Origin of the sequence: Microcoleus sp. N3A4 (assembly GCF_036701805.1) — a bacterium.
Classification (GTDB): Bacteria; Cyanobacteriota; Cyanobacteriia; order Cyanobacteriales; family Microcoleaceae; genus Microcoleus.
Window position 1 is genome coordinate 1 of the sequence record NZ_JAUBRJ010000025.1, and the last position, 22,529, is coordinate 22,529.

Below are 22,529 nucleotides of genomic sequence, written 5' to 3' on the forward strand. Positions count from 1 at the left end.
AATATATAGTCCAAATAAAAGTCCATGATAATAAATGTAGTGTTTGTTACATTATACACCATAAAGTCAGGAGAGCCCAGTAATTATTTTAGACAAGCATTTGGGACAGACCTTATTGTTCATAGAAATGCTGGAATTGAGGTGCCACTTTATGTAGGAGAAAAACCAGTTTTGTCTAAGGGTGAAGATAGAGTTTCAAATAACTATTTGATTGAGCTTGAAAAACGAGATATTCTGCATGAACAGGGAGACGGAATGAGGAGTTTTGTTGGAGTTTTGCTTACAGCCTGTATTTCTAATAATTCTATGCTCTTCATTGATGAACCAGAAGCATTTCTTCATCCACCTCAAGCAAGACTTTTAGGGAAAATGCTAGCAAGAGACCTACCTGACAATAGACAACTTTTCTTGGCAACTCATAGCGAAGATTTTTTGAAAGGATTACTTGATGCAAATGTTCCTAATTTAAAAATCGTTAGAATTCAACGAAGCGGGTCAATCAATACAGTAAGTGTTCTGGATAGTCAAGACATTGAAAGTATTTGGAATGACTCGTTACTGAGACATTCTAACGTACTTAATGGACTTTTCCATACCAAAGTAGTTATTTGTGAAAGTGATTCTGATTGTAGATTCTATTCGGCAATTCTATCTAGTCTTTACGACAATACAAATGAGATTATCCCTGATATTCTTTTTATTCATTGCGGCGGCAAGCATAGAATTCCAGTAGTAATAAAATCATTAACGAAGCTAAATGTTCCAATGAAAGTTGTTTCAGACTTTGATATTTTAAATGATAGTAATCCGTTACAGAATATTTATAGTGAACTAGGAGGGGATTGGCAGGATATAGAAAAAGATTGGAAAATTGTCAAGAATTCCATTGACCAAAAAAGACCTGAATTGCAAACAAAAGAACTGAAAAAGGAAATTGAAGAAATTTTTGAGAGTGCGACAGAGCAAATATTTTCCAAAGAAAAGATTAAACAAATTCAGAAGTCTTTAAAAAAAGCCTCTCCTTGGGCACATGCTAAGGAAGTAGGTAAACCATTTATCCCTAATGGAGAGGCAACTCAAGCATTTGACAGATTACAAATAAAACTTAAATCTATTGGCCTACTAGTTTTAGAAGTAGGTGAATTAGAAGGTTTCGTTAAAAGTATCGGAAACCACGGGCCGAAATGGGTAAGTGAAGTGCTAGCAAAAGACTTAAATAATGACCCTGAACTTGAGGTAGCAAAAAAGTTTGTTCAACAGTTCACTGCATGACGAAAAAATGACTAACAGTACCTACAAGGAATTGACGGTTCAGTGGTTAAACGAAGCTTTGTTCTGCGTATCAAGTTCATTGCTGTCAGACAGTTTTGAGCTTCGTAATCGCCAACTTCTTGTAGCTGCAAAACGTTAGGTGCGAGCAGGAAAATAAAGTGCCACTGAGTTGACGAAACCTCAGATTTCCAGATTTGCTTTTTTGATACTTTATTAATCAGCACGTAAGGATTCAGGTCACTGAACTCCTTGCTGGGCAAAGACTTTAGATCGGGAGCTTGATACTAAATCAATCTCTATTCTCAATAAACGACGAAAAACTGTCACTTTTCGTCGTTTATTGACAATTAACCACGAAAGACAAAAACCCTTATTTGGCCCTAAAACCCTTACCAGACAAGCGTTGGAGCTGCAAGTTTTTAGACCTGAATCCTTACATCAGCACGTCCCTTAGTTTATTTAATATTAATAGTCATAGTTTTTCCTGATATTGGCGATTCCCTACAGGATGCTTCCCGCCGCAAAGATCAATAATTATTAAGCGAGCGCCCAAAAATCACGACTCACAGGAATAGCGATCGCTAATATCAACCAATTCTCATCCTTATTTCTGGCTCTCCAGAATTTTCTTCGCAGTTAAAAGTTCTTGATGTTGCTCTTTACTGAGCGTAGGATATTTGAGATTCAGTTCCTTTAACTGCGTGTAAATGATGCCAGCCACAACTAGACGAGTAAACCATTTGCGATCGGCGGGGATAATGTACCAAGGAGCATATTTTGTACTCGTGTGATTGAACATATCCTCATAGACAGCCATATAGTCATCCCAAAAGCTACGCTCTTTCGCATCATTCACAGAAAATTTCCAATTCTTTTCAGGGCGATTAATCCGTTCTAGAAAACGTTCTTTCTGCTCCTCTTTGGATACATTGAGGAAAAACTTGAGGATGATCGTCCCGTTATTGACCAGATGCTTCTCAAAGTTATTGATTTCCTCAAAGCGGCGCTTCCAAATATCATTATCAATTATGCTAACAGGGAGCGGTCGCTGCTCTAGGATTTCTGGATGCACTCTTGTTACTAAAATTTCTTCGTAATAAGATCGATTAAAAATCCCAATTCTTCCTCTTTCGGGTAAAGCCTTAGAACATCGCCATAAATAGTCATGATTTAACTCTTCCGTAGATGGAGCTTTAAAGCTATGCACTTGACATCCTTGAGGATTAATCCCAGACATAACGTGCTTGATGGTACTATCTTTTCCCGCAGCATCCATTGCCTGAAAGATGATGAGCACAGCATGGGTGTTTTGGGCATAGAGAACATCCTGATATTCAGCTAACGCCTCAATACCTTCCTTTAATTGACCTTTAGCTTTCGACTTTTTGAGGCGATCGGCTTTGTAATCTGGGTCGTAGTCTTTAGTAAGGGAAATCTTCTGCCCTGGTGGAACAATAAAAGGACGAATCAAATCGTCAAGTTTTTTGATGGGAAATAGGTTCAAGGATGAATCAGTGTGGCTAGATTTATCAGTCATACTTTTAACTCTCAAATATTAAGTGAATATCTTGGGTAAGCTCATGGTTTATTCCTCTTTGACGGGGATCGTTTAGAGATGTCATCTGGGGTTGCGTGGGAAAAAGGTTTATGAAAAAACCATTGATTCAACCGTCTTAAACCCCGTGTTACATAGACAGGTCGATCGTGATTAAACACGCCGTAGGCACGTTGTTTTACCCAGTCTGCAATCAAAAACCAGATCAACGCATAAAAAATCCAGACAAAACCGGCCAAACCCCATCCGAGAGGGGTCATAAAGATGCCATACACAGCAATTGGGTTGCGAGTATTTGTGTTCCCAGGACGGCTGCTAGCAAAATTCGGGCTGGTTTAATCGACCAAAAGGGCCCCTTGGTTTTGTCGGAACAGAGAATTTCAATGCCAGCCATCTCTTCAATAGCCGCCAGCCGACTGACGATCGCTTCCTTTTTCGCCAGTTTTTGTGCTCCTACAGCCATCGTCACTGACAGCACCGTTGGCATTGCTACGGGAATGGAGGCAACCGTCAGCACCAGTAAAAACCGCAGGGTAGTTAACCAAGGATCGCCCCGAAACAGCGTTACTACCAGCACCACTACCACCAGCACCAAGGCAATTACAATCAGGTAATCGCCGATTTTTAATACTGCTCGTTGAAAGTGGCTGACTGTCTCGGCAGACTCTACCAGGTGGGCGGTTTTGCCCATGTAAGTATTAATTCCCGTGGCATAGACAATGCCATCCAATTCTCCTTGTTTGAGGATGGAACTGGAGTAAAGTACGCTTCCCACTTGGCATTCTACGGGTAGTGATTCCCCCGTCAATGCCGATTGGTCAACCTGTGCCGGATCGCCTGACAAAAACCGCACATCTGCGGGGACAATATCGCCTAGACGCAAACGGATCAGGTCGCCAGGAACTATTTCGCGGGCTGGTATCTGCGTCCAGGTGTTGTCTCGTTTCACCCGTGCCTGGAGTGCTAATTTTGCCTTGAGAGCTGCGATCGCATTCCCTGCTTGAAATTCTTCCCAAAAACCCACTACTCCGTTGCCGATTAGGAGTACCAAAATGATCCCAAAATTTACCCAGTCTCCAACTATTGCCGAAAGAATCACCGCCGCCTCAATCATCCAGGCGATCGGCCCCCAAAAGTGCGACAGGAATTGCATTATTGGGCTGACGGTTGTTTCGGGTAACTCGTTGTAGCCACTTTTGATTGTCGTTGCAGTGCCTCTTTTTTGCTCAATCCCTGATTGGAAGTAGTCAGTTGCTTTTGTAGGTCTTCTAATGATAGATGCGAAAGCGTTTCTCGATCGGTAGGTACAGTCATGATCTGGCTCCTCTACTTGTAAATCACAAGCTATTCAAGATAAGACGAGAACAATATTGAAAGCGCAAAACTCCCGATAAATGTCAAGATAGACCAATTTGTATCTTGAGTTTGATGCGCTTCAGGAATAATTTCTTCAGCGATCGCCGTGATTAAAGTGCCTGTTGTAAATGCAAGCACAACTAGCTTGGGAAGCTCGGCTTGTCCGCGCAATCCCCAATAGCCCAGCGTCGTGCCCAGCCAAACAGGAATAATAAATGCCGCAAGTAACAAAAATCGCAATGTTCGCGGCATATTTTGACTCTTAAACGCTGCATTAGTTACAAATCCTTCTGGAATGTGAGCTACAACTCTCCCCGATGCCAGCACTACTCCTAAATGAGGTGAGATCGTCAGACTGGTGCCAATCATTAATCCATCGCCAAATAAGTCGATCGCAATACTCAGAAAAATTGCCAAACTCACAGTATTGAGATCGATGCCACGCAGTCGATTTTTGCTTAAGTTGAGAAGTTGATTAACCCATACAAAAAAAGCTCCACCTAAAAACAATGCTAGAACCGTTGCCCAAACAGGTTTAGCGATAACGACTTTTGGTATCAGTTCGGTAGATGCGATCGCCAGCAGTACGCCAGCAGCAGCGTGCAGTGCCAGTCCTAATGTTTGTTTTGATGTCGGTAAGGCTTCAGCGATCGTTGCGCCAATGAAGTTGCTGACAACGGGCAAAGCTGATAGTGTTAGAGCAAATAGAAATTCCTGCATAAATCAGGCTCCGCTAGTCGTAACAGACTCTTTGATCTTTGAGCAGTCTAGCGATAGATTGCATCATCGATTGTGGCTCGGAAAAATTCGCCTTCTGACTCAAACCGATCGGTACCAAAATACCATCCAATTCGCAGACGAGTCGGAATAGTGTAGCCAGAGAATGTGCGTTCTTCCTCCATAATTCCACCGAAGTCCATATAATGAAACTCAGAGCCATCAAGGTTATTCCAGCGCGGTAGCTTGAAGGTCTTGAGCCGACCCGTTCGATCGATGGTGAAATCTAGTTCGGCTCTCTCACCTTGTACTAAAAAACTGGAATGTAAATGTGATGAATCCGTTGTTGTCCATGACACATCATCACCACAAAATACAGATGGCAAGCACACTGACTCAGACTGAAGACGACCAACAGCAGACCGCGTAATATCGGAACCCGAAGCTATCATCACCGGGAAAATTCCTAAAAGCTTCCACTGCATTGCACCTACACCGTCTATAATTCGATCCGATCCCACAATTGGCAAACCATTCATCCATGCCGTAGCGCTCCAAATCAGTCCATGCTCCCAGCAAATAACTTGCTCTGCTTTGAATGGAATCCAATTCTTTAATTTGATTTCGCCGTGCATCTGCAATCTCACCGCAGAGGCGATCGCAGTTCCAGGTGCGATCGCGTGTTCGAGATATCGTCTTGCTGCTTCTGGCAGGTGAGAGAGTTGATCTGAGTGGAATATGCGATCGTTAGATATCGCTGACTCCCATAGCATATTGAGAGAAATCTGTTTAGTTTGATGGACAATTTCGCTGACTCGTTGTAACCCCTTTTTTAGATAAATCATTATAAATTTCAGTCAAAATCAAGTCTTCTAGTTTGAATGCGATCCTGGTATTTCGGCGCTGACAGCATTGCTTCAATATCAGGATTAGCCCATTCTGCTGCTATTTTCAGAAAATCAGGATCGTCATTAACACAATCGAGCCGGGTGTAAGTCACCGTTGGATACTTACGCTGCAAAGATGCGATCGCATCCTCCACATCAAGAATGGTTTCAAAATTCTCAGTTGCCCAGCCGAGGGGTTTAAACAGAATGGTTTTAGCACCTGCTTTGATTAGGCTTTTAGCAGCTTGCTTCAGATTAGGCTGTGACCAATTCATGAAAGGCGTGTCATGATTTATCCAACCGATCGATATTAGCGGATATTGATGCTGCAACTGTGCTTGTACGCGATCGTAAAGAACTTGTCCATCAATCACCCCAGTTAACAGTCCTTTCGCTTTTTCTGGGCCACCGTGAACCGTTAATATAATGCCAACCTGAGACTCAAAAAAGCCACTTGCGAGGGGCTGATTCAGACTTTCCTTAATCTGACTTACCATCAAATCAATGTAGGTAGGTTCCGTCGCAAAGGCTGGAATATATCGAATTTTATTAAATGGAGAATCTTGAGACTCATTCTGAGCTGATTTTGCTGCAATCACTTCATTGACTTGTTCTACAGCTATTTTACTCGTGAATGCAGAATCGACTACAAGCAAAGGATAAATCAGCAAATTCTGAAAGCCTTGGTCAATGATATCTGCTACAACTTCTTGCACAAAGGGCTGACAGAAATAAAAGCCTTTGAACACTTGCACGCGATTTCCCCATTTGTCTTGTAAATGTTCCTCAATACCAAGACGTTGTTTTTCAAAAATCTCATTTTCCGGTGACATGAAACGATCGTGTTTCACTCCAAAATTGTATAAATCTTGAAGTGTGAGAAACCAACCAGCAAGAGGATATAGCCAGTCTGGAATCGACACAAACTGAGCTGCAATGTACTTAGTTGCAGCTTGGTTATAACGACTCAGATCCCGGTAAGATTCTACTTCACCATACCCTGCAAGCAATACTGCAACGCGATTTTCTTGTAGCAGCGTTTCGCTATTGTTGTTAAGTGGCGCGACGGGCTGCGTCGCTTGAGATGGATGAGTAATCATTTTATTCCTGGGTTGAATAGGCGAATTCATTAAATAATCGATCGCACCACTCCACCTTCGACTCGCAAGGCGGCACCATTAATTGCAGAAGCTAGAGGACTAGCAACAAATGCAACTAATGCAGCAACTTCAGACGTTGAAGCAAATCGCTGAATCAGTGAAGATGGACGAGTCTTGGTAAAAAACTCTTTCTCAACTTGTTCGGGTGAAATATTTTGCTCTTTGGCCAGTCCCTCAATGAAAGTTTCCACTCCTTCGGAACGGGTTGGCCCTGGCAATACTGTATTTACTGTGACACGACTGCCTGCCGTTGTTTCAGCTAAACCACGACTCACGGCTATTTGTGCAGTCTTGGTAACGCCATAGTGAATCATTTCGGCGGGAATATTCAAGCCCGATTCACTAGAGATGAAAATAATTCTTCCCCAATCTTTTTTGAACATCAAAGGTAAGTAATGACGCGAGAGCCTGACACCGCTCATCACGTTTACTTCCATAAAGTTTATCCACTCTTCATCGGAGATATCCTCAAATGCTTTAGCGCCATAAATTCCCAAGTTGTTGACCAAAATGTTAACTTCTGGCACTTGTTGAAACAACAATTCAGCTCCTGCTTGCGTTCCCAAATCGGCAGTAATTCCCTGAAGTTTGGCATTGGGGACGCTTTGCTGAATGCTTTTGAGGGCATGATTTACGCGCTCTTCCGTTCTGCCATTGACTATGACAGTTGCTCCTTCCTGGGCAAGTGTCGTGGCGATCGCGAGTCCAATTCCGGCGGTGGAACCGCTGACCAATGCAATCCGATCTGATAGTTGGAGATCCATACTTTCTTAAACCCAATTAATGTATAAGCGATCTAGGGTTTCAACCTGCTCAAATTAATGAAGCAAGTACCCACTCAATTAGCGGCTACCTAATCCAATTTTACCACCATTTTACCCACATTTTTGCCTTCAAAAAGACCGATGAAAGCGTCCACCGCTCGATCGATTCCTGTCACCACTGTTTCCTGGTTCTTCAGTTTGCCAGCTTGGAAATAGCCGCCCACTTCCTGTTCAAATTCACTCTGGCGATCGACCCAATCTCTAACGATTAGCCCTTTCATCGTCAACCGTTTGCCAATCATATTAAATAGATTGGAAGGGCCCGGCTGCGGTTTTTCATCGTTATAACCGGAGATGCTGCCACAAGCGATAATCCGACCGTGTACGCGCAATGCCGAAAGCGCCGCTTCCAGGGTTTCGCCTCCGACGTTATCGAAATAGACATCAATTCCGTCCGGTGCTGCTTGGTTTAGTTGTTCGAGAATAGGGCCGGCCTTGTAATCGAAGGCGACATCAAATCCGCATTCTTCCCGCAGAAATTTGATTTTTTCCATTGAACCGGCTGAGCCGATGACATGGCATCCGCGCAATGAAGCCAGTTGTCCGGCGACATTTCCCACCGCACCTGCGGCTCCCGAAACAAAAATAACATCGCCGGCTTTGACCTCTACCAAATTCAATCCAACCCAAGCAGTCATACCCGTCATACCGAGGGCACCGAGGTAAACCGAGGGGGGTTGAATATCGCGGCTGACCTGATGTAAATCTTTTGGTGCAGCTATGAAGTATTCACGCCAGCCATAGTTAGAAGTGACAACATCACCCGACTTGAATTCCTGGGCGCGGGACTCGATGACCTCGCCGACTGCACCGCCTTCGAGCGTTTTGCCCAACTCGAAGGGCGGAACATAGGATTTCCCCTCGTTCATGCGACCGCGCATATACGGATCTACCGAAAGGTAGAGATTGCGAACGAGCACTTGTCCGTCTTGCAGCGGCTTGATTGCGGTTTGGGCGATCGCAAAGTTATCTGCGGTTGGGATTCCGTTGGGGCGGGAGACTAGGTGAATTTCGCGGCTCATGATATCTGTCATAATTTTATCCTAAATTACCGTCAAAACTGATTTAAAATGAGATGGAATAACTTCTCAAGAACAGGCAAAATGCCTATTCCCAAAAAGTTAATTTGATTGTGAGCCGTTGCTTCTAGCCAGCTCATAAAAGGCTTATTTCAAATGGTGCAAAACTCATTTAAACGCTTTCTATTCCGTAGTTTTGCCGTCGAAGTGTTCCCGATCGGCATCCGCGTCGCTGCGGTTGCGGTGGACTACGCCGTCCCGATGATTCGGTGGCGAATAGATCGTGTAGAGCCTCATCAACATATCGCCGGTATTGATGATGTTGTGCTTCGTTCCAGCGGGTACGATTACCGCAAAGCCCGAGCTAATAGGCGATCGCACGTCATCAAGAACTGCCTCACCTCTTCCCTCCTCTACACGAAAGAACTGGTCGAGCTTATGGACTTCCGCGCCGATCTCTTCCCCAGGTTTTAAGGCCATAACGACAAGCTGGGAATACTTTGCTGTGTAAAGGACTCGGCGAAAATCCTCATTTTTGATCGCGATACTCTCGATGTGTTGCACAAAACCTTTCATGGTGACTCCTTTAATTACTGCGATCTACGCAATTTCGATCGTGTCTTCGTTTTCGCTGTTTCATCATGTTCTTTGATTCTCAAATTACTGAAGTGTCGGACGGACGATCATTTCATTCACATCAACATCACTGGGCTGCTCGATCGCAAAGGCGATCGCGCGGGCAATGGCATCTGCATCAATGGCGATCGCATAAAGTGCCTTCATTCTCTCTGCTGTGTCTCGATCGCTAATCATGGTGGTCAATTCAGTAGCAACGGCTCCTGGTGAAATATTAGTCGAACGGATTTCGCCGTTTGACTCTAGCCGCAACCCTTCAGAGATCGCTCGCACTGCGTACTTAGTAGCACAGTAGACCGCTGACCCCGGAAACACTTTATGTCCGGCCAGACGATAAATTAATGACGTGACCCGACTTTTGCTGACACATAATCGGCAATACGGCAGCAATCGCATAGAGAACGCCCTTGATGTTGACATCGATCATCCGATCCCATTCTTCCACCTTTAATTGGTCGAGGGCAGAGAGTGGCATCAAGCCGGCATTATTGATGAGTACGTCGATCCGGCTGTATGTACTCAAAGTTTTTTGCGCCAATGCTTCCACCTGTGCGCGATCGGTCACATCCGTCACTTGGTAGGTTGCAGTCCACCCCGATCGGGCGATCGCGTCAACCAATTCTTTGAGCCGATCTTCGCGGCGGGCAGCTAACATCAGTTTGGCTCCACTAGCAGCAAGTCGCTGTGCTGTCGCCTCACCTAATCCACTGCTGGCTCCGGTGATAATTACCACTTTGTTTTGAATTTCAGACATATTGACTGCTGCGGGTTATTGAGTGTGGGTCATAAAACATTGGATGCTGAAATCAGTTAAACTCAGCATTATTCAATCAGCTCAACTAGCTTGTAGCTTAATCAATGTTTGTGCACCAGCAGCGTCACTAATCCGAACCGCCATCATCACGCCGTTTGAGTCCTGTCCCGTCAAGACTTCAGTTGGTGAATCGATCGTGTGAGCATAAGTCACCTCATCTTTACCCACTTCAATCACCAAATCATCCCCCTTGCCAGGGCGATCGTAAACCATCGCATGAAGAGGTGCGTCCTGAATCAGTTCTGCATCACCGAGTTCTGAATTGATGATTTCGATGGAAATATGCCGTCCGCGATTACCATCTGAAAACTGATCGAAAAATTCACCCCAGCGCTCGCGGGGCACAGATTTGTTGGTTTCAATCTTGTTGGTCATTTCCATTTTATTCACCATGATGATTGTTTGTGAAAGAGTGGTAAAAAGCAATTGAGCCTGAGAGGGCTGTTTTATTCTCAGGAAACCGAGGGTTTTGTAGGGTCGCGCCCCCGTGCCGACCCTCCCCATCTGATGTCACAAGTTTGACAGAAATTCAGCTGCGAACAAGCGGTGTATCGACCAGATGTTCGGCGATAAACCATACCTGCGATTCATTCGTCCGCAGCACTTCACTCATCAACAAATCGTTCGTTCCGTCATCCCGATTGGCAGCAGTTTTGGTAATTGCTACTCGAATTTCACCCAAGATTAACTCGTGTGCCTCTAGCAATCGCGACAGCATTACAGGAATTTCTTCGACACCATTGGGAGGACGTTCAATCTTTGTCACTTCTGCCACATGGCGCGGATCGGCGATCGCTACACCGCCTAATGTTTGTACTCGCTCACCAAGGGAATCAATTAACTTCAATTGTTCATCCGCGTGTTTGTCGAGTAGAAGATGCAATTGATAAAACGTATGGCCGCGCATCAGCCAATGATGTTTTTTATAAAGGCTGTAGAGAATCAGGCTGTCTGCTAAAATTTGGTTGAGCTGTTCGCAGCTTTCGGAACGAGCGCTGGAAGGTAGGGCGATCGGCAAATTTCGCAGTGTACCAAACGGCTGAATTTCTCGACCGTGCTGATGCAAAATGGGCTGACTGTTTGCATGAGCGTGCGAGTTTAAAATTTGAATCTGCATGAAAGTTTTCCTCGATTTCAATAGTTGTAGGACGGTTATGGTTGGCGATCGCACGTAAATCACTGATTTGCCCTAAGTGCGATCGCCTTAACTCAACTCATCAACCTGATGGACTTTTTGGAGTTGAATACTCCTGTATTGTTAAAAAAGCCTTAGACTGCGATCGACAGACTAACTTCATGACTGATTCTGTCTAGTCTCTGCTTCGCCTGACTGACATCCTCATGGCTGCCTGTCACAAGGATCATGAACTCCCCTGCTTGGATTTTAGTCTCGTACTTCAGTACCTCGTTCTTCGGGATTCCTAATCCTCCCAAGGCACCCGCTAGTCCTCCTACAGCAGCAGCACCAGCCCCACCAACAAGCGTTCCTTCCAACCAACCCGCCAACACTCCAGCAACGGGGCCAGCAATAATGAGCGGAGCCATTCCGGGAATAAACAGCACTCCAGCACCTGCTAAAATGCCAAATAAACCTCCCACGAAGCTACCCCAATAACCACCTCCTGCGGCTCCAGCTTTCGCTGTATCTTTCCAGGTTAGAAATCCGCGCACATTTTCAGTAGTCTGGTAGTCTTTGCCAATGATCGAGAGCTTTTCCATATCGAAGCCTTCTTTTTGCAACTCCAATACAACCCTTTCTGCTTCTGCATGGGAGGGGAAAGAAGCAACAATCGTATGTGTATATGCCATGAGTTTGTTTCCTTGGTTGTAATTTGTCCGCACGATGGACAAGTTTGTTGATTTTTAGACTTGTTTTCCCTTCCTAGACGTTCAAATTCACATCGTCTAGTTTCGATTAAATCTCAACTAAAATTTACGCAACGGTCACACTAAAATCGACTTGTATGGTGCGTGAGAGGAAGTTCTATAACTATTAGCAATGGTGATGCTTCCGGGACACCTTACAATATGTGCCAATTGCGTAATTCCTGTCAAGTTGGGTTTTTTCGCTGTCAAGTGAACTTTAACAAAAGTTGCTCAATATAATCTCTACCTTTATGAATGTTTTAGTAAAACTTAATTGAGGTATATCTGTTCTTACCGACTGCTGACTCCATCAGTCGTTCGTCCGCTCATTTCACTCTCGTGAATGCGGTAAATTGCAATTACCTCTGCACGTCCCCAAGCATCGATCCAGGTTCGATTGATCGCAGGCGAAAGTGTTGGATTCTGCGTTTTGACAAATTACATCACCCGATCAATGTCTTACTGCTCAGTGAGGCGTTCAGCGCGACCATTCACAACAACACTGCGCCAGTGCACCCGATCGTGAACTTCTTCGATCTGTAAGCAAACTTTTGGATTTGCATCCATATACTGAGTCTTCATTCCCACCGTTGTGAAGATATATATTTCTGAGTCTTTAAGGTAATAGTGCATAGGCATAATATATGGATACCCTTCGCCTATGCAGCCGAGGTGTCCATATCCTACTTTATGTAGCAGTTCGTGTATTTCTTTTTGTCCCATTTCATCGATATCTAACATAACTGTTCTCCACTGCTAATTTTAAAAATCATCGATCGCCCTAAATCTGATATACAAAACCTTCCCCAATGCCAGAATGCGCGCGATCGGAGGTGATTGTATGCAACAGTCCTTGCATACCAACTTTGACTGTAATAAAACAATCTGAGGAACTTATGAGGAGTTAAGAGAGGTTGTTCCTCAAGTGTTTCGTTCATACAAAGCTGGCGCGGCACTAAAGCGTCAGCTTGTCAAAAATGTCACGTAGGACTTGTGCAGAATGAATGAGTTGCTGTTGCTCCGTGTCGTTAAGGGTGAGGTTGACAGTTTTAATGACACCTTTTTCATTGACAACAGAGGGTAGACTGAGACATACATCGTGAATGCCGTAGAACCCATTTACAAGGTTGCTAACCGGAAGGATGCGTTCCTGACCGTGAAGAATGGTCTTGACTATTTCGGTCGTTGCCAGCCCGATCGCATAGGAAGTGCACCCCTTGAGTTTGATGATTTCGTAGGCAGCGTTCTTGACGTGCTCAAAAATCTCATTTAGATTGGCGTTGTCTGGCGATGGGCTACCCTGCTCATTATAGAGAGGCATTCCGGCAACATTCACCTTGCTCCAGACGGGTACTTCACTGTCGCCATGTTCGCCAATGATGTAAGCATGAACGCTTCGTGCATCAATTCCCATCTTCTCTGCCAGCAGGGTACGGAAACGGGCAGAGTCAAGAACTGTTCCAGAGCCTATTACCCTGGCCGCAGGAAATCCAGAGAGTTTAAGGGTCACGTATGTCATTATGTCTACTGGATTACTCACAACCAGTAGGGTGGCATTGGGACAATATTTGATCACATCTGCAATCAAGCTTTTAAAGATGACTACGTTACGCTCAACCAGATCCAGTCTGCTCTCTCCCGGCTTCTGGCTAGCTCCAGCCGTGATAATAACCAGGTCTGCATCCTGCCCTGCATCGGTAACGGTTCCAGCTTTGATATTGACAGAACCGATAAAGGGAGTGCCATGTATCAGATCCATGACTTCTCCCTGAAGCCGCTCTGTCTGAATATCCTGAAGAACCAACTCATCAAAGCAGTTCTGGATAATCATTGAGTAGGCACACGCCATTCCCACCTGCCCGGCACCAATAATGACACCTTTGCGAGGACGGATACTGACTTTAGCTTCAACACTGGGATTGGGCGTAAATAGCGTTTCAAACATAGATATTTCCCACGTAGGATGCTTTGGATGGGTAGTGACCGACCATGCAGTTTTCGTCGGGGTTGACGATCGCGTTCTGTTGTGAAAATCTTGACTATGCTATTGGTAGCGCAAAAAGTTCGCCAATAGAGCCTGATTTACCGAGTGGTTACTCCTATTTGACTGTAATAAAACAATCTGAGGAACTTATAAGGAGTTAAAAAAAGTTTGAGTTTGAGAATTTTAATAATGAATTAAGACTTCGTTTGTTTGAGAACAGCCCTAGAGTCTCCCGCAGAAAAAATACAGGCACACCCAGCAATTTTAGACTGATGCAAGGCTTCGGATGCGGCTTGATAAAGAGAATGCAAATCCGTTCCATTATCTGGATATTGAGCAATGCCAGCGCTAAATGTGATCCGAAATTGAGTTTGATCGGGAGCAACAAATTTTCTGTGGTGGAGCGTTGCTAATAATTGAGCGAGTCTTTGAATACCGTCTGCCTTAATCATGCTAGATAAGGCAACCACAAATTCATCGCTTTCCCAGCGAGCAACGACTGCATTTTGCCTAAAAGTCTGCCGGAGCAACTGTCCCCACTGACGCATCACCATGTCGCCAGTATTGTACCCGTGACGATCGTTGATCTCTTTTAGATTGTCTAAGTCCAGAACTGCTAGACAGAGCGGCTGCTCCTGTTGATTTGCAAGTTGAAGGTATTTGTTTAAGTCTTGGGTTGACTTATGGCGGTTAGAGAGTTTGGTCAAATAATCTGTCTCAGCAGCATTCTGAAGGAGTTTGATCCGTTCTAGGCGATTGATGATGCGACTGACCAATTCTGGCCCTACGATCGGCTTGCTCACAAAGTCATCTGCACCCACTGAAAACATTTGATTGACGATCGCAGCATCGGTATGCGCCGTCAAAAAAATGATCGGCAAGCGCCCCCAGCGCGAATTGTTGCGGATAATTTTGCAAAGCTCAACGCCGCTCACAGCAGGCATTTTCACATCTAAAATTAGCAGATGCGGCGAGCAGGATTTCAACGTTTCCCAAAATTGTTGAGGATTGTTCAGCGTTGTTACGCTCAATCCCCAGGGTTCTAGGAACTCCTTCAGAGTTGCGAGAATCTGGGGATCAGCATCGACGACCATCACCCGTTGCTTTGCTGTCTTTGCTTGTTGTGCCGCTTGTGCGATCGCTTTCAGCACTTGAGCCGGGGGCAAGGGTTTGTGTAAAAAACTATGTCCGCCGAGTTGGGCAACTTCTAGGCGATCGGTTAATCGATCGTGACTGGTTAAAACTAGAACTGGCACAGAAGGAGTTTGATGACTGAGCTTTGCCAGCAGCCTTAAACTCTCTGTTGTGGGATGAGTAATATCGGGATCGAGTAGCACAACGGTAGGCGCATCCTGCTCAATTTTCGTTTCGGCTTCGGAAAGTGTCGTTGCGATCGCGCTCCGAAATCCCCAGTCCACCGCTTCATTCATCAACTGTTGGGCCAGTTGGCGATCGGGATCGACGATCAATAACAAAGAACGCTCATCCGCAAACAGAGACTCTTCCGGCTCAATTCGTTCTGTAGTTAAGTCGTTTGATGCGCGATCGATTTCTTGACGCTTGGATAAGGCGCTGAGGGTTTGTTGAATCGGTTGAGTCGCTTCATGAGACGTGAGTTGAGCCGTCTTGGTTGAATCAGCGATCGCTTCCAAGGGTTTAAGCCGATAACCCAGTCCATAAACCGTTTCAATCAAATCTGTGGGAGCGCCGACCCCTCTAAATTTCTGCCGTAGCCCCTTAATATGAGTTCTTACGGCATCTTCGCTAGGAGTCTCTCCATAAGCCCAGATTTGATCCAAAATTACGCTGTAGGTAAAGACTTGACGACCATTCCGCAAAAAGAACTCTAGGATCGAAAACTCCTTGGGACTTAAGGATAGAAGTTGCCCTGCGTAAGTAACTTCACGACTTGTCGGATCGAGCCGCAAACTACCCTTCTCCAGCACAGATTGAAAAGCCGTGCCTCCGCGACGCAGCAAGGCTCGAATTCGAGCAATCAATACCTCCTGATCGAGCGGTTTCACCATGTACGCATCGGCACCTGCATCTAGCCCGATCGCTTGATCGTGACCACTGCCTCGCCCTGTTACCACCAGAATTGGCATTTTATAGTCGTGCGCTCTGACTCTACGACAGAGACTTATTCCGTCTAAACGAGGGAGCGTAATATCTATCAGTAGTAAATCATAGTTATAAACAACAATCAGTTCCCAAGCTGCCTCACCATCGTTAGCAACTTCAACCACGTAATTTTGGTTGGAGAGCATATAAGTAAGTAGGTCGGCAATTGCCTCATCATCTTCTACCACCAAAATTTTCATCAGTCTAACTCCTTTACAGGCTGGTTGTGGTGTCAGGTGGTCGGAATCCTCCAATAATAATGGGAAATAATGAAATCAGGATGAAAAGAATTGCTCATCGCCAAAAATCTGGAAAAATCTTCCTAAAGACGTAAACCTTGAATCGCTCATAGGTTTCTGATAGTCTGAGCGTAGCTTGAAAGATATAAGAACTTAGTCATCCCCTAACCAAGGTGAAGGGCATAACAATCTGTTTTTCGCTGTGTTGATTCTTTAGGAGCTTAAAACTATGACTACTACTACTAAATCTCATCAATCTCTGCTAGAAACCTGCATTCAGAATTGCCTCGACTGTCTTCGTGAGTGTGAGCAATGCGGAACCGCTTGCTTAACCAGTGACATGGTGCAGATGATGGCTCAATGTATTAAGCTATGCCGCGATTGCGCTGATACCTGCGCCCTCTGCGCTCGGTTCATGGCTCGTAATTCTGACCTGCACGCTCAAATGTGTGCGGTTTGTGCAGAAGCGTGCGATCGCTGTGCGACTGAGTGTGAGAAGCACGACCACGAGCCGTGTAAGAAGTGCGCTCAAGCCTGCCGTCGTTGTGCTGAATCTTGCCGTCAGATGGCTAAAGCAACGGCATAAACCCATTTAATTTACCGCATTGCCTTGTTGCATCAGTGAGCGCGTCTTGCTTTGCAGCAGCCAGTATTGAAACCTAGTTATTCTTCAAATCAGGTAGAGTTATGAATAAGAAGTTTTTGGTGTACAGCTTAGTCGGGCTACTTAGTAGTGGTGCTATTACTGGATTTGTCCTTATCAACAGCGAACAAGTTCAGTCATTACCTGCACCAGGAAATCCTCAACAACCCAGATCGGTTCGAGTCGATCGGCATTTTATCGAAATGATGATCCCGCATCACCAAGATGCGATCGCAATGGCTGATCTTGCTTTTAGTCGCGCCAAACGCCCAGAAGTTAAAAAATTAGCCCAAGCAATTAAAAAAGACCAAACTCGTGAAATTCAAGAGATGCGTAGCTGGTACAAACAGTGGTTCGGCAAAGAAGTCGCTGCACGTTCAATGAATGACATGGGCATGATGGGAGACCACCACAACCAAGGGCAGGGCACAGGCTCAGGCATGATGGGTCAGGGTCAGTGCATGATGGGCCAGGGTCAGGGCATGATGGGTCAGGGCATGATGGGTCAGGGCATGATGGGTCAGGGCATGATGAGCATGAAAACCGACCTCGACGCGCTCAAGAAAGCCCCGGACTTTGACAAGGAATTTGTGCGACAAATGATTCCCCATCATCAAATGGGGGTGATGATGGCGAAGATGGCATCTGAGTGTGCTGCTCATCCAGAAATCCGTACTTTGGCTCAGTCAATCATCACATCTCAGAGCGCTGAAATCGCACAGATGCAAGGATGGTAACAAGCCTGGAATCGCGAGTTGTTCTATTCACAAGGAGGTCTTGAGGAGTATGCCCGTTATGCCGCACTGACACCTGCATTTGTCCCCTGGGGTCATCGCAACACTCAGAAAAAACTAGGGCGTTGCTTAATCAGGGTATGAAAAAAATAATTTAAAAATTCAGAAGCTTTGTGATACTGGTTTCTATGATTTGCATATTTAGCCTTTCATACCATAAATCAGCAACGCCTGGTTTTGGTCTAACTTTTTGTGTCACACTTACAATTACAAACTTGAGATTGGAGCTGACTACAGACCAAATCCATATCCTCAGTTTGATTATTCATTTATCTTTTTTTTCAACATGAATATCCACAACAATCGGTCTGTTTTTAGCAAAACAACAGCAATTATATTTCTGTTTTTAAGTTGTCACAGTTGTGCAGTATTACCTTTATTATTAAAGCCTTCAAGTCCAATAAATTCGGATAGGACTTCTGATAGTAAAAAATTTGATAAAGACAAGGATAAAGACAATGATAGAGACATTGATAAAGACGATGATAAAGACGATGATAAAGACGATGATAAAGATGATTAGTATTGACTGAATTTATAAATGGTGAAACTTTAAGTTTGTACAAAAATGTAATTGTATATTTTCGACTTTTTAAATTGGGATATGTTAGTTTTTTGATGTTGCTTCAATGGTTACAGGGCTTAGGCGGGGAAATGTGATTAACCCGCTAAAGCTGTAGCGATTTTCACCCCTAGGCCGGAAAATATAACAAGGCTGACAAAGTATCAGAAGAGCAACGCATTAAACCAACGAAACTACCTATGACAATTGGCAAGCTTGAACTCATCATCAAAATTAACGAACTCCCTATCAACGTAGAAACTAACAAAGACAACTGGAAAACCTTTGAGCTTGACTGTGACGGTCGGGTAGTGTCCGTTACTGTTAAACCAAAAATATGGAAGAAGCTTGAGGATGCTGCTGCCAACTATCCCATGTGGGTGGCTGCTATTGGTGGCAAGATGGGTGAATCAACCTCTAACGGCTTTGTGCTATTAGAGCCAAATATCCAAGTCTTTGAGAAAAAACCGAAGGAACCCAAACCTGAAGCAGAGCAATGACAAAGGTTTGAGTAGCAATCGTGCAGAAACTTGCGAACATGGCTGAAAATCTCGCTTAGCAAGGATTTAAGCTAGATCAGTTAGCAAGCCAATTTGGGGTAAATGGCTTGCTAGCCGATCTAACTGGCCCGTATGTTGTTTTAAATTTTGTGTATCCATTTGGGGGCTTTATGTGAATGGTTTTAGGGAGACAAGTTCGTATTCAATTTTTTCAACTCCAGTAATAGGGAACACTTCTACCTTTTCTCGAATGATGGCAACATATATTCCTGTTAATCTGGCTTCTGCTATATCTTGTCTTGCTTCTTCTAAAACTTTATCTGAATATTTTTGGTTGTCTCTAAGGTCTTTTATTTCGTAAGTGGCAGTACGTTTATTTCCTCCGATTAGCTCACCTGTAATTTTATACTCTACAGGGAGTTCAGTTGTTATTTGATCTAGTATAGCTATAATAGCTTTAGCGGTTGTAAGGGGGAGATTAGCAACCCCACCTCCACCAGTTTGAGGAGAACCCCATTCAATTCCCACCCCTGTCCCAGCAGCTACTAACCCTTTAAGTAAGTGGCGATATCGAGATATTGAACGACCACGTAATCCAAGCAAGCGTTCATGTAATGGTTCTCTTTTACTTCCAACCTTAAGCAGGGTAAACGCATCTAAATTAAGTTGACAGAAAATCATATTTGTGCATGACTTTTTTTTATAAAACAATTCTTAAAACTCTTAAATCTGATGCAATTAACCCAGTTAAAATCGAGCTTTAAGGACTTCTAAATTCTCAAAGCTGAATCAATTTAGATCGGGAATCAGTTTTAGTTTTCGAGCGTTAGCTGGCAGAGTTTAAAATTTGAACTAAATAATTATTATCCATTCCCGCCAGATACCGCTTCATTTTTAAACTTCCTTTAAATCCTTTTTCCTGTTTCAGTAAATTGACAGCTAAACGACGTACAAGAGCAAAATTTTCAGGAGAATGATCTTTACGAATACGACTCTTGTCTTCAGAAAAAGTAACATTCAATGTCCAATGTAAGCTATTTTCAATACCCCAATGACTGCGAATTGCTTGAGAAATCTTCTCGGCATTACTGGCTAAACTACTTAAATAAAACCGAACTTCTGTTGTAGTTTTATTCCACAAACGTCTTTCACTTACGACCATCACAACCGTTTTTAATCCCGTCCATAATGATTGATTATGAAGAGATGGCAACTCCGAGACTGCCACAGTCCAAATTTGTCTTTTTTCAACTCGATGATGCCCTCCTTCTATTTGTTGATAATAGCTATGCTCTCTGCCAGCAAACTTTTCTTTTCGAGCTAATTCAAACCAGTCTTTTACGTCTTTATGAAGAAGCTTTTGATTTCCCTTTAGCGCTAAAAGATAATCTCCTTTCTTCTTAATTATGAGCGCTGCTATTTCTTTCTGACATCCCAAAGCATCGATGGTTATTATGCTTCCAGCAATTTCTAGCATCTCTAACAAAGCCGGAATTGCTGTCACTTCGTTGGATTTCTTATTGACTTTTTTTTGCCCTAAAACTAATTGATGGGACGACGACCATGCACTGACTATATCTAACGGTTTTTGGTTTTGATTCCGGTCATAAGATTGTTTCATTGTTTTGCCATCTATGGCTATAACTTCTAGCTCCAATTTTTTGGTAATTGAATTTACCCAACTCAAAAAACACTCTTGAAACTGCTTCGGTTCAAGTCGAGCAAATACTCGACTAAATGTATCATGAGAAGGAATTCCATTCGGCAGTTCTAGAAAACCTTTTAGCCATTCATATTTAGTTTTTCCATAGAGTTCTATTGCCCCCCATCCATCCGCACCGCTAATGACTGCTAGAATCGCAATGGCTACAATATCTATTAGTAAATGCTCTTTACTTCTTTCTATTCTTGGATCGGTCAAGGTCTCAAAATGGTTTAAAAAACTAACGTTCAATAAGTCGGTCGGATTCGATACACCTATTGTTTTTTGTTGGGAAGTTAAAGTCGAAGTAAACCCTTTCGCCATCGATCGCACCTATCAATTACGCACTTGATTTAGCTAAACACTTGATCTTATCATGTTTTAGGTTGAAATTAAGATGCGTTTACCCTGGGTACTTAGCAAGACTTCAAAAAAATTTAAGCCGAAATAAAGCACAAACTCGTTCGGATTTGATATTAAACCACAAAAAGTTAAGGGATTAAGCGCGAGAAGATATCCCCTAACGGGAGAAGTTGAAAACAATTAGCTTCTCAAAGGTTATGGACTCTAACACGACTTTAATTGGCTTCTCAAATACTTGCTCTAAACCTGACAACGATCCCCCCAGTGAAATCAAAGAAGTGGTAGCGGTAATTTTTCCTTTTCTCACTCCGCCTCCTTTCGCTCAACTTCCCTTTAAAGTAGGCGATATCGTCAAATCTGGCAACCATTACGGCACGATAACAGCCCTCCATCAAACCGATAGACCTGTAATAATTACTTGGGATGCTAGTAACAACGAAGATAGTTTTTCCTGGAATTATACCTTAGATGAAATTCGGGTGCTTAAAATATCCCTTGTGCCTCTGTTTATTCCTCAAAAAACTACTGGAGAACTTCCCGCTTGCACAACAATTGTACTAGCTAATTCGCAACAACTACAATTCAGTAACACCACTACTTTCCAAGTAGAATCGCTAACTGAACATCACATTCTCATATTCACTCTCGACTACTATTATCTCTTTCCCATCAACTTGTTCCCTGGCTATCCGACAAGTTGCGCCATAAATGTCTTTACACCCCAACAATTAGAAGCCACTCGCTTTTTGTCTTTCAATGACCTAAAAGTTAGGGCTAAGACACACTTGGTTTTTGAAGTACCCGACAATTTCTTAGAAATTGCCTTACCAATTCAAAAGCAGCAACTCAAAGATAAATTGACTCAACAATTGAGTACAGAAAGTTATGAGCTTCTTGACTTTGATATTGCTTGGGAAGAAGCCTGGGACTATTGCCTTAAACATTTAGCTAAGAAACATGGATGGAGTGGTTTTCGAGAGGGCGATTGCCTCGAACAACGCCGAAATCAAATGGAACAAAGGGGAATAGTTATTAGTTTGAATATTCAGGCACTACGCCCATTTCAAATTCAATGGGACAGTGGAGAAATTCAAAGCTACAGCTTGACTGAACTCAAAAGTTTAGGCATTACTCATATCCCATTTCTTGTTAAATTATCCCCCAATGTTGCTTACCAAGTTAGCGAAGATGGCTCTTACTTTAAAGCTTGGATTGGTTTCCGTACTAAAGCATTAGCTAAGATTTGGCTAATACCTATTAAAAAGCTAGTTGGCCGCCTGAGCTACCTAATTGATTGCCAAAGTCCAGAACTTCAACATACAGGTTCTAAGTACGAGTATGTTGTAGAAATACCCAGACATAAAACTTTAAAGAAGCGCTTAGAAGCTCTGTGGGAAGTGGCTGAACTTGATTTAGAAAAGATGCCAAAATGATGGGAATGGAGAATAGGATTGGCTAGTCTGTAACAAAACTGTAAATGCAATTAAAAACTCTTTTGCCAATCCGAAAGATAAA

23 protein-coding genes and 1 pseudogene are annotated in these 22,529 nt (G+C 43.6%); 6 read left to right on the top strand and 18 right to left on the bottom strand.

Annotation, left to right across the window (positions count from 1 at the left end; all coding sequences use genetic code 11):
- Positions 1–24 precede the first annotated feature (24 nt).
- Positions 25–1,272 (top strand): AAA family ATPase, encoded by a 1,248-nt coding sequence (locus QUA56_RS16080; RefSeq protein ID WP_333359267.1) that lies wholly within the window; start codon positions 25–27, stop codon positions 1,270–1,272.
- A gap of 604 nt (positions 1,273–1,876) precedes the next feature.
- On the opposite strand, the gene QUA56_RS16085 is transcribed toward QUA56_RS16080, so the two are convergent.
- From QUA56_RS16085 to QUA56_RS16160, 16 genes and pseudogenes are all read right to left on the bottom strand, one after another.
- On the bottom strand, positions 1,877–2,809 hold the full coding sequence (locus QUA56_RS16085) for a polyphosphate kinase 2 family protein (RefSeq protein WP_333359269.1): 933 nt from the start codon (positions 2,807–2,809) through the stop codon (positions 1,877–1,879).
- A gap of 274 nt (positions 2,810–3,083) precedes the next feature.
- Positions 3,084–3,980: an HAD-IC family P-type ATPase gene (locus QUA56_RS16090; protein WP_445242916.1), complete on the bottom strand. Its 897-nt coding sequence runs from the start codon at positions 3,978–3,980 to the stop codon at positions 3,084–3,086.
- Complete coding sequence (locus QUA56_RS16095; protein ID WP_333359271.1) at positions 3,980–4,141, bottom strand: cation-transporting P-type ATPase; 162 nt, start codon at positions 4,139–4,141, stop codon at positions 3,980–3,982. Before QUA56_RS16095 ends, QUA56_RS16090 begins: the two co-directional genes overlap by 1 nt.
- Positions 4,142–4,171: 30 nt before the next feature.
- On the bottom strand, positions 4,172–4,903 hold the full coding sequence (locus QUA56_RS16100) for a ZIP family zinc transporter (RefSeq protein WP_333359273.1): 732 nt from the start codon (positions 4,901–4,903) through the stop codon (positions 4,172–4,174).
- Between the two features lie 47 nt (positions 4,904–4,950).
- Positions 4,951–5,745 (bottom strand): DUF6920 family protein, encoded by a 795-nt coding sequence (locus QUA56_RS16105; RefSeq protein WP_333359275.1) that lies wholly within the window; start codon positions 5,743–5,745, stop codon positions 4,951–4,953.
- Positions 5,746–5,753: 8 nt separating this feature from the next.
- Positions 5,754–6,887: a ferrochelatase gene (locus tag QUA56_RS16110; protein ID WP_333359277.1), complete on the bottom strand. Its 1,134-nt coding sequence runs from the start codon at positions 6,885–6,887 to the stop codon at positions 5,754–5,756.
- Between the two features lie 29 nt (positions 6,888–6,916).
- Complete coding sequence (locus tag QUA56_RS16115) at positions 6,917–7,711, bottom strand: SDR family oxidoreductase (protein ID WP_333359279.1); 795 nt, start codon at positions 7,709–7,711, stop codon at positions 6,917–6,919.
- An 89-nt stretch (positions 7,712–7,800) separates the two neighbouring features.
- Positions 7,801–8,805: an NADP-dependent oxidoreductase gene (locus QUA56_RS16120; protein WP_333196030.1), complete on the bottom strand. Its 1,005-nt coding sequence runs from the start codon at positions 8,803–8,805 to the stop codon at positions 7,801–7,803.
- Positions 8,806–8,973: 168 nt separating this feature from the next.
- Positions 8,974–9,366, bottom strand: a complete 393-nt coding sequence (locus QUA56_RS16125) for a cupin domain-containing protein (RefSeq protein ID WP_333196032.1) — start codon at positions 9,364–9,366, stop codon at positions 8,974–8,976.
- A gap of 84 nt (positions 9,367–9,450) precedes the next feature.
- A pseudogene (locus tag QUA56_RS16130) lies at positions 9,451–10,180 on the bottom strand (SDR family oxidoreductase).
- Positions 10,181–10,261: 81 nt separating this feature from the next.
- Positions 10,262–10,615 carry a DUF5335 family protein gene (locus tag QUA56_RS16135; protein WP_333359281.1) on the bottom strand — a complete coding sequence of 118 codons (354 nt, stop codon included), beginning with the start codon at positions 10,613–10,615 and terminating at the stop codon, positions 10,262–10,264.
- Between the two features lie 154 nt (positions 10,616–10,769).
- Positions 10,770–11,357: a DNA starvation/stationary phase protection protein gene (locus QUA56_RS16140; protein WP_333359283.1), complete on the bottom strand. Its 588-nt coding sequence runs from the start codon at positions 11,355–11,357 to the stop codon at positions 10,770–10,772.
- Between the two features lie 152 nt (positions 11,358–11,509).
- A complete protein-coding gene (locus tag QUA56_RS16145) occupies positions 11,510–12,049 on the bottom strand; it encodes a general stress protein (protein WP_333359285.1) in 540 nt (179 codons plus the stop codon).
- A 516-nt stretch (positions 12,050–12,565) separates the two neighbouring features.
- The gene (locus tag QUA56_RS16150) at positions 12,566–12,847 is read right to left on the bottom strand and encodes a pyridoxamine 5'-phosphate oxidase family protein (protein WP_333359287.1); all 282 of its coding nucleotides are present in this window, start codon (positions 12,845–12,847) and stop codon (positions 12,566–12,568) included.
- 214 nt (positions 12,848–13,061) lie between these two features.
- Positions 13,062–14,051, bottom strand: a complete 990-nt coding sequence (locus QUA56_RS16155; RefSeq protein ID WP_333359289.1) for an L-lactate dehydrogenase — start codon at positions 14,049–14,051, stop codon at positions 13,062–13,064.
- A 233-nt stretch (positions 14,052–14,284) separates the two neighbouring features.
- Positions 14,285–16,411 (bottom strand): response regulator, encoded by a 2,127-nt coding sequence (locus QUA56_RS16160; RefSeq protein WP_333359291.1) that lies wholly within the window; start codon positions 16,409–16,411, stop codon positions 14,285–14,287.
- A 268-nt stretch (positions 16,412–16,679) separates the two neighbouring features.
- Between QUA56_RS16160 and QUA56_RS16165 the strand changes: the two genes are divergently transcribed.
- The 4 genes from QUA56_RS16165 to QUA56_RS16180 all read left to right on the top strand — a co-directional run bounded on the left by QUA56_RS16165 (position 16,680) and on the right by QUA56_RS16180 (position 18,949).
- On the top strand, positions 16,680–17,036 hold the full coding sequence (locus QUA56_RS16165; RefSeq protein WP_333359293.1) for a four-helix bundle copper-binding protein: 357 nt from the start codon (positions 16,680–16,682) through the stop codon (positions 17,034–17,036).
- Between the two features lie 101 nt (positions 17,037–17,137).
- Positions 17,138–17,830, top strand: a complete 693-nt coding sequence (locus tag QUA56_RS16170; RefSeq protein ID WP_333359295.1) for a DUF305 domain-containing protein — start codon at positions 17,138–17,140, stop codon at positions 17,828–17,830.
- 343 nt (positions 17,831–18,173) lie between these two features.
- Positions 18,174–18,410: a hypothetical protein gene (locus QUA56_RS16175; protein WP_333359297.1), complete on the top strand. Its 237-nt coding sequence runs from the start codon at positions 18,174–18,176 to the stop codon at positions 18,408–18,410.
- Positions 18,411–18,649: 239 nt separating this feature from the next.
- Positions 18,650–18,949, top strand: a complete 300-nt coding sequence (locus tag QUA56_RS16180; RefSeq protein WP_333359299.1) for a hypothetical protein — start codon at positions 18,650–18,652, stop codon at positions 18,947–18,949.
- A 168-nt stretch (positions 18,950–19,117) separates the two neighbouring features.
- On the opposite strand, the gene QUA56_RS16185 is transcribed toward QUA56_RS16180, so the two are convergent.
- Entirely contained in the window at positions 19,118–19,660 is a 543-nt protein-coding gene (locus tag QUA56_RS16185; protein ID WP_333359301.1) for a hypothetical protein, read from the bottom strand.
- A gap of 115 nt (positions 19,661–19,775) precedes the next feature.
- Positions 19,776–20,975 (bottom strand): ISAs1 family transposase, encoded by a 1,200-nt coding sequence (locus QUA56_RS16190; protein WP_333359303.1) that lies wholly within the window; start codon positions 20,973–20,975, stop codon positions 19,776–19,778.
- Between the two features lie 236 nt (positions 20,976–21,211).
- Between QUA56_RS16190 and QUA56_RS16195 the strand changes: the two genes are divergently transcribed.
- On the top strand, positions 21,212–22,447 hold the full coding sequence (locus tag QUA56_RS16195) for a hypothetical protein (RefSeq protein ID WP_333359305.1): 1,236 nt from the start codon (positions 21,212–21,214) through the stop codon (positions 22,445–22,447).
- Positions 22,448–22,529: the final 82 nt, after the last annotated feature.

What these genes read in the sequence shown, in the direction of transcription:
- QUA56_RS16160 (WP_333359291.1), bottom strand. Translation starts at nt 16,411, where the DNA reads ATGAAAATTTTGGTGGTAGAAGATGATGAGGCAATTGCCGACCTACTT.
- QUA56_RS16170 (WP_333359295.1), top strand. Translation starts at nt 17,138, where the DNA reads ATGAATAAGAAGTTTTTGGTGTACAGCTTAGTCGGGCTACTTAGTAGT.
- QUA56_RS16120 (WP_333196030.1), bottom strand. Translation starts at nt 8,805, where the DNA reads ATGACAGATATCATGAGCCGCGAAATTCACCTAGTCTCCCGCCCCAAC.
- QUA56_RS16105 (WP_333359275.1), bottom strand. Translation starts at nt 5,745, where the DNA reads ATGATTTATCTAAAAAAGGGGTTACAACGAGTCAGCGAAATTGTCCAT.
- QUA56_RS16175 (WP_333359297.1), top strand. Translation starts at nt 18,174, where the DNA reads ATGAATATCCACAACAATCGGTCTGTTTTTAGCAAAACAACAGCAATT.
- QUA56_RS16180 (WP_333359299.1), top strand. Translation starts at nt 18,650, where the DNA reads ATGACAATTGGCAAGCTTGAACTCATCATCAAAATTAACGAACTCCCT.
- QUA56_RS16085 (WP_333359269.1), bottom strand. Translation starts at nt 2,809, where the DNA reads ATGACTGATAAATCTAGCCACACTGATTCATCCTTGAACCTATTTCCC.
- QUA56_RS16140 (WP_333359283.1), bottom strand. Translation starts at nt 11,357, where the DNA reads ATGCAGATTCAAATTTTAAACTCGCACGCTCATGCAAACAGTCAGCCC.
- QUA56_RS16190 (WP_333359303.1), bottom strand. Translation starts at nt 20,975, where the DNA reads ATGGCGAAAGGGTTTACTTCGACTTTAACTTCCCAACAAAAAACAATA.
- QUA56_RS16145 (WP_333359285.1), bottom strand. Translation starts at nt 12,049, where the DNA reads ATGGCATATACACATACGATTGTTGCTTCTTTCCCCTCCCATGCAGAA.
- QUA56_RS16115 (WP_333359279.1), bottom strand. Translation starts at nt 7,711, where the DNA reads ATGGATCTCCAACTATCAGATCGGATTGCATTGGTCAGCGGTTCCACC.
- QUA56_RS16080 (WP_333359267.1), top strand. Translation starts at nt 25, where the DNA reads ATGATAATAAATGTAGTGTTTGTTACATTATACACCATAAAGTCAGGA.
- QUA56_RS16090 (WP_445242916.1), bottom strand. Translation starts at nt 3,980, where the DNA reads ATGCAATTCCTGTCGCACTTTTGGGGGCCGATCGCCTGGATGATTGAG.
- QUA56_RS16135 (WP_333359281.1), bottom strand. Translation starts at nt 10,615, where the DNA reads ATGACCAACAAGATTGAAACCAACAAATCTGTGCCCCGCGAGCGCTGG.
- QUA56_RS16195 (WP_333359305.1), top strand. Translation starts at nt 21,212, where the DNA reads ATGGACTCTAACACGACTTTAATTGGCTTCTCAAATACTTGCTCTAAA.
- QUA56_RS16150 (WP_333359287.1), bottom strand. Translation starts at nt 12,847, where the DNA reads ATGTTAGATATCGATGAAATGGGACAAAAAGAAATACACGAACTGCTA.
- QUA56_RS16100 (WP_333359273.1), bottom strand. Translation starts at nt 4,903, where the DNA reads ATGCAGGAATTTCTATTTGCTCTAACACTATCAGCTTTGCCCGTTGTC.
- QUA56_RS16110 (WP_333359277.1), bottom strand. Translation starts at nt 6,887, where the DNA reads ATGATTACTCATCCATCTCAAGCGACGCAGCCCGTCGCGCCACTTAAC.
- QUA56_RS16155 (WP_333359289.1), bottom strand. Translation starts at nt 14,051, where the DNA reads ATGTTTGAAACGCTATTTACGCCCAATCCCAGTGTTGAAGCTAAAGTC.
- QUA56_RS16165 (WP_333359293.1), top strand. Translation starts at nt 16,680, where the DNA reads ATGACTACTACTACTAAATCTCATCAATCTCTGCTAGAAACCTGCATT.
- QUA56_RS16125 (WP_333196032.1), bottom strand. Translation starts at nt 9,366, where the DNA reads ATGAAAGGTTTTGTGCAACACATCGAGAGTATCGCGATCAAAAATGAG.
- QUA56_RS16095 (WP_333359271.1), bottom strand. Translation starts at nt 4,141, where the DNA reads ATGACTGTACCTACCGATCGAGAAACGCTTTCGCATCTATCATTAGAA.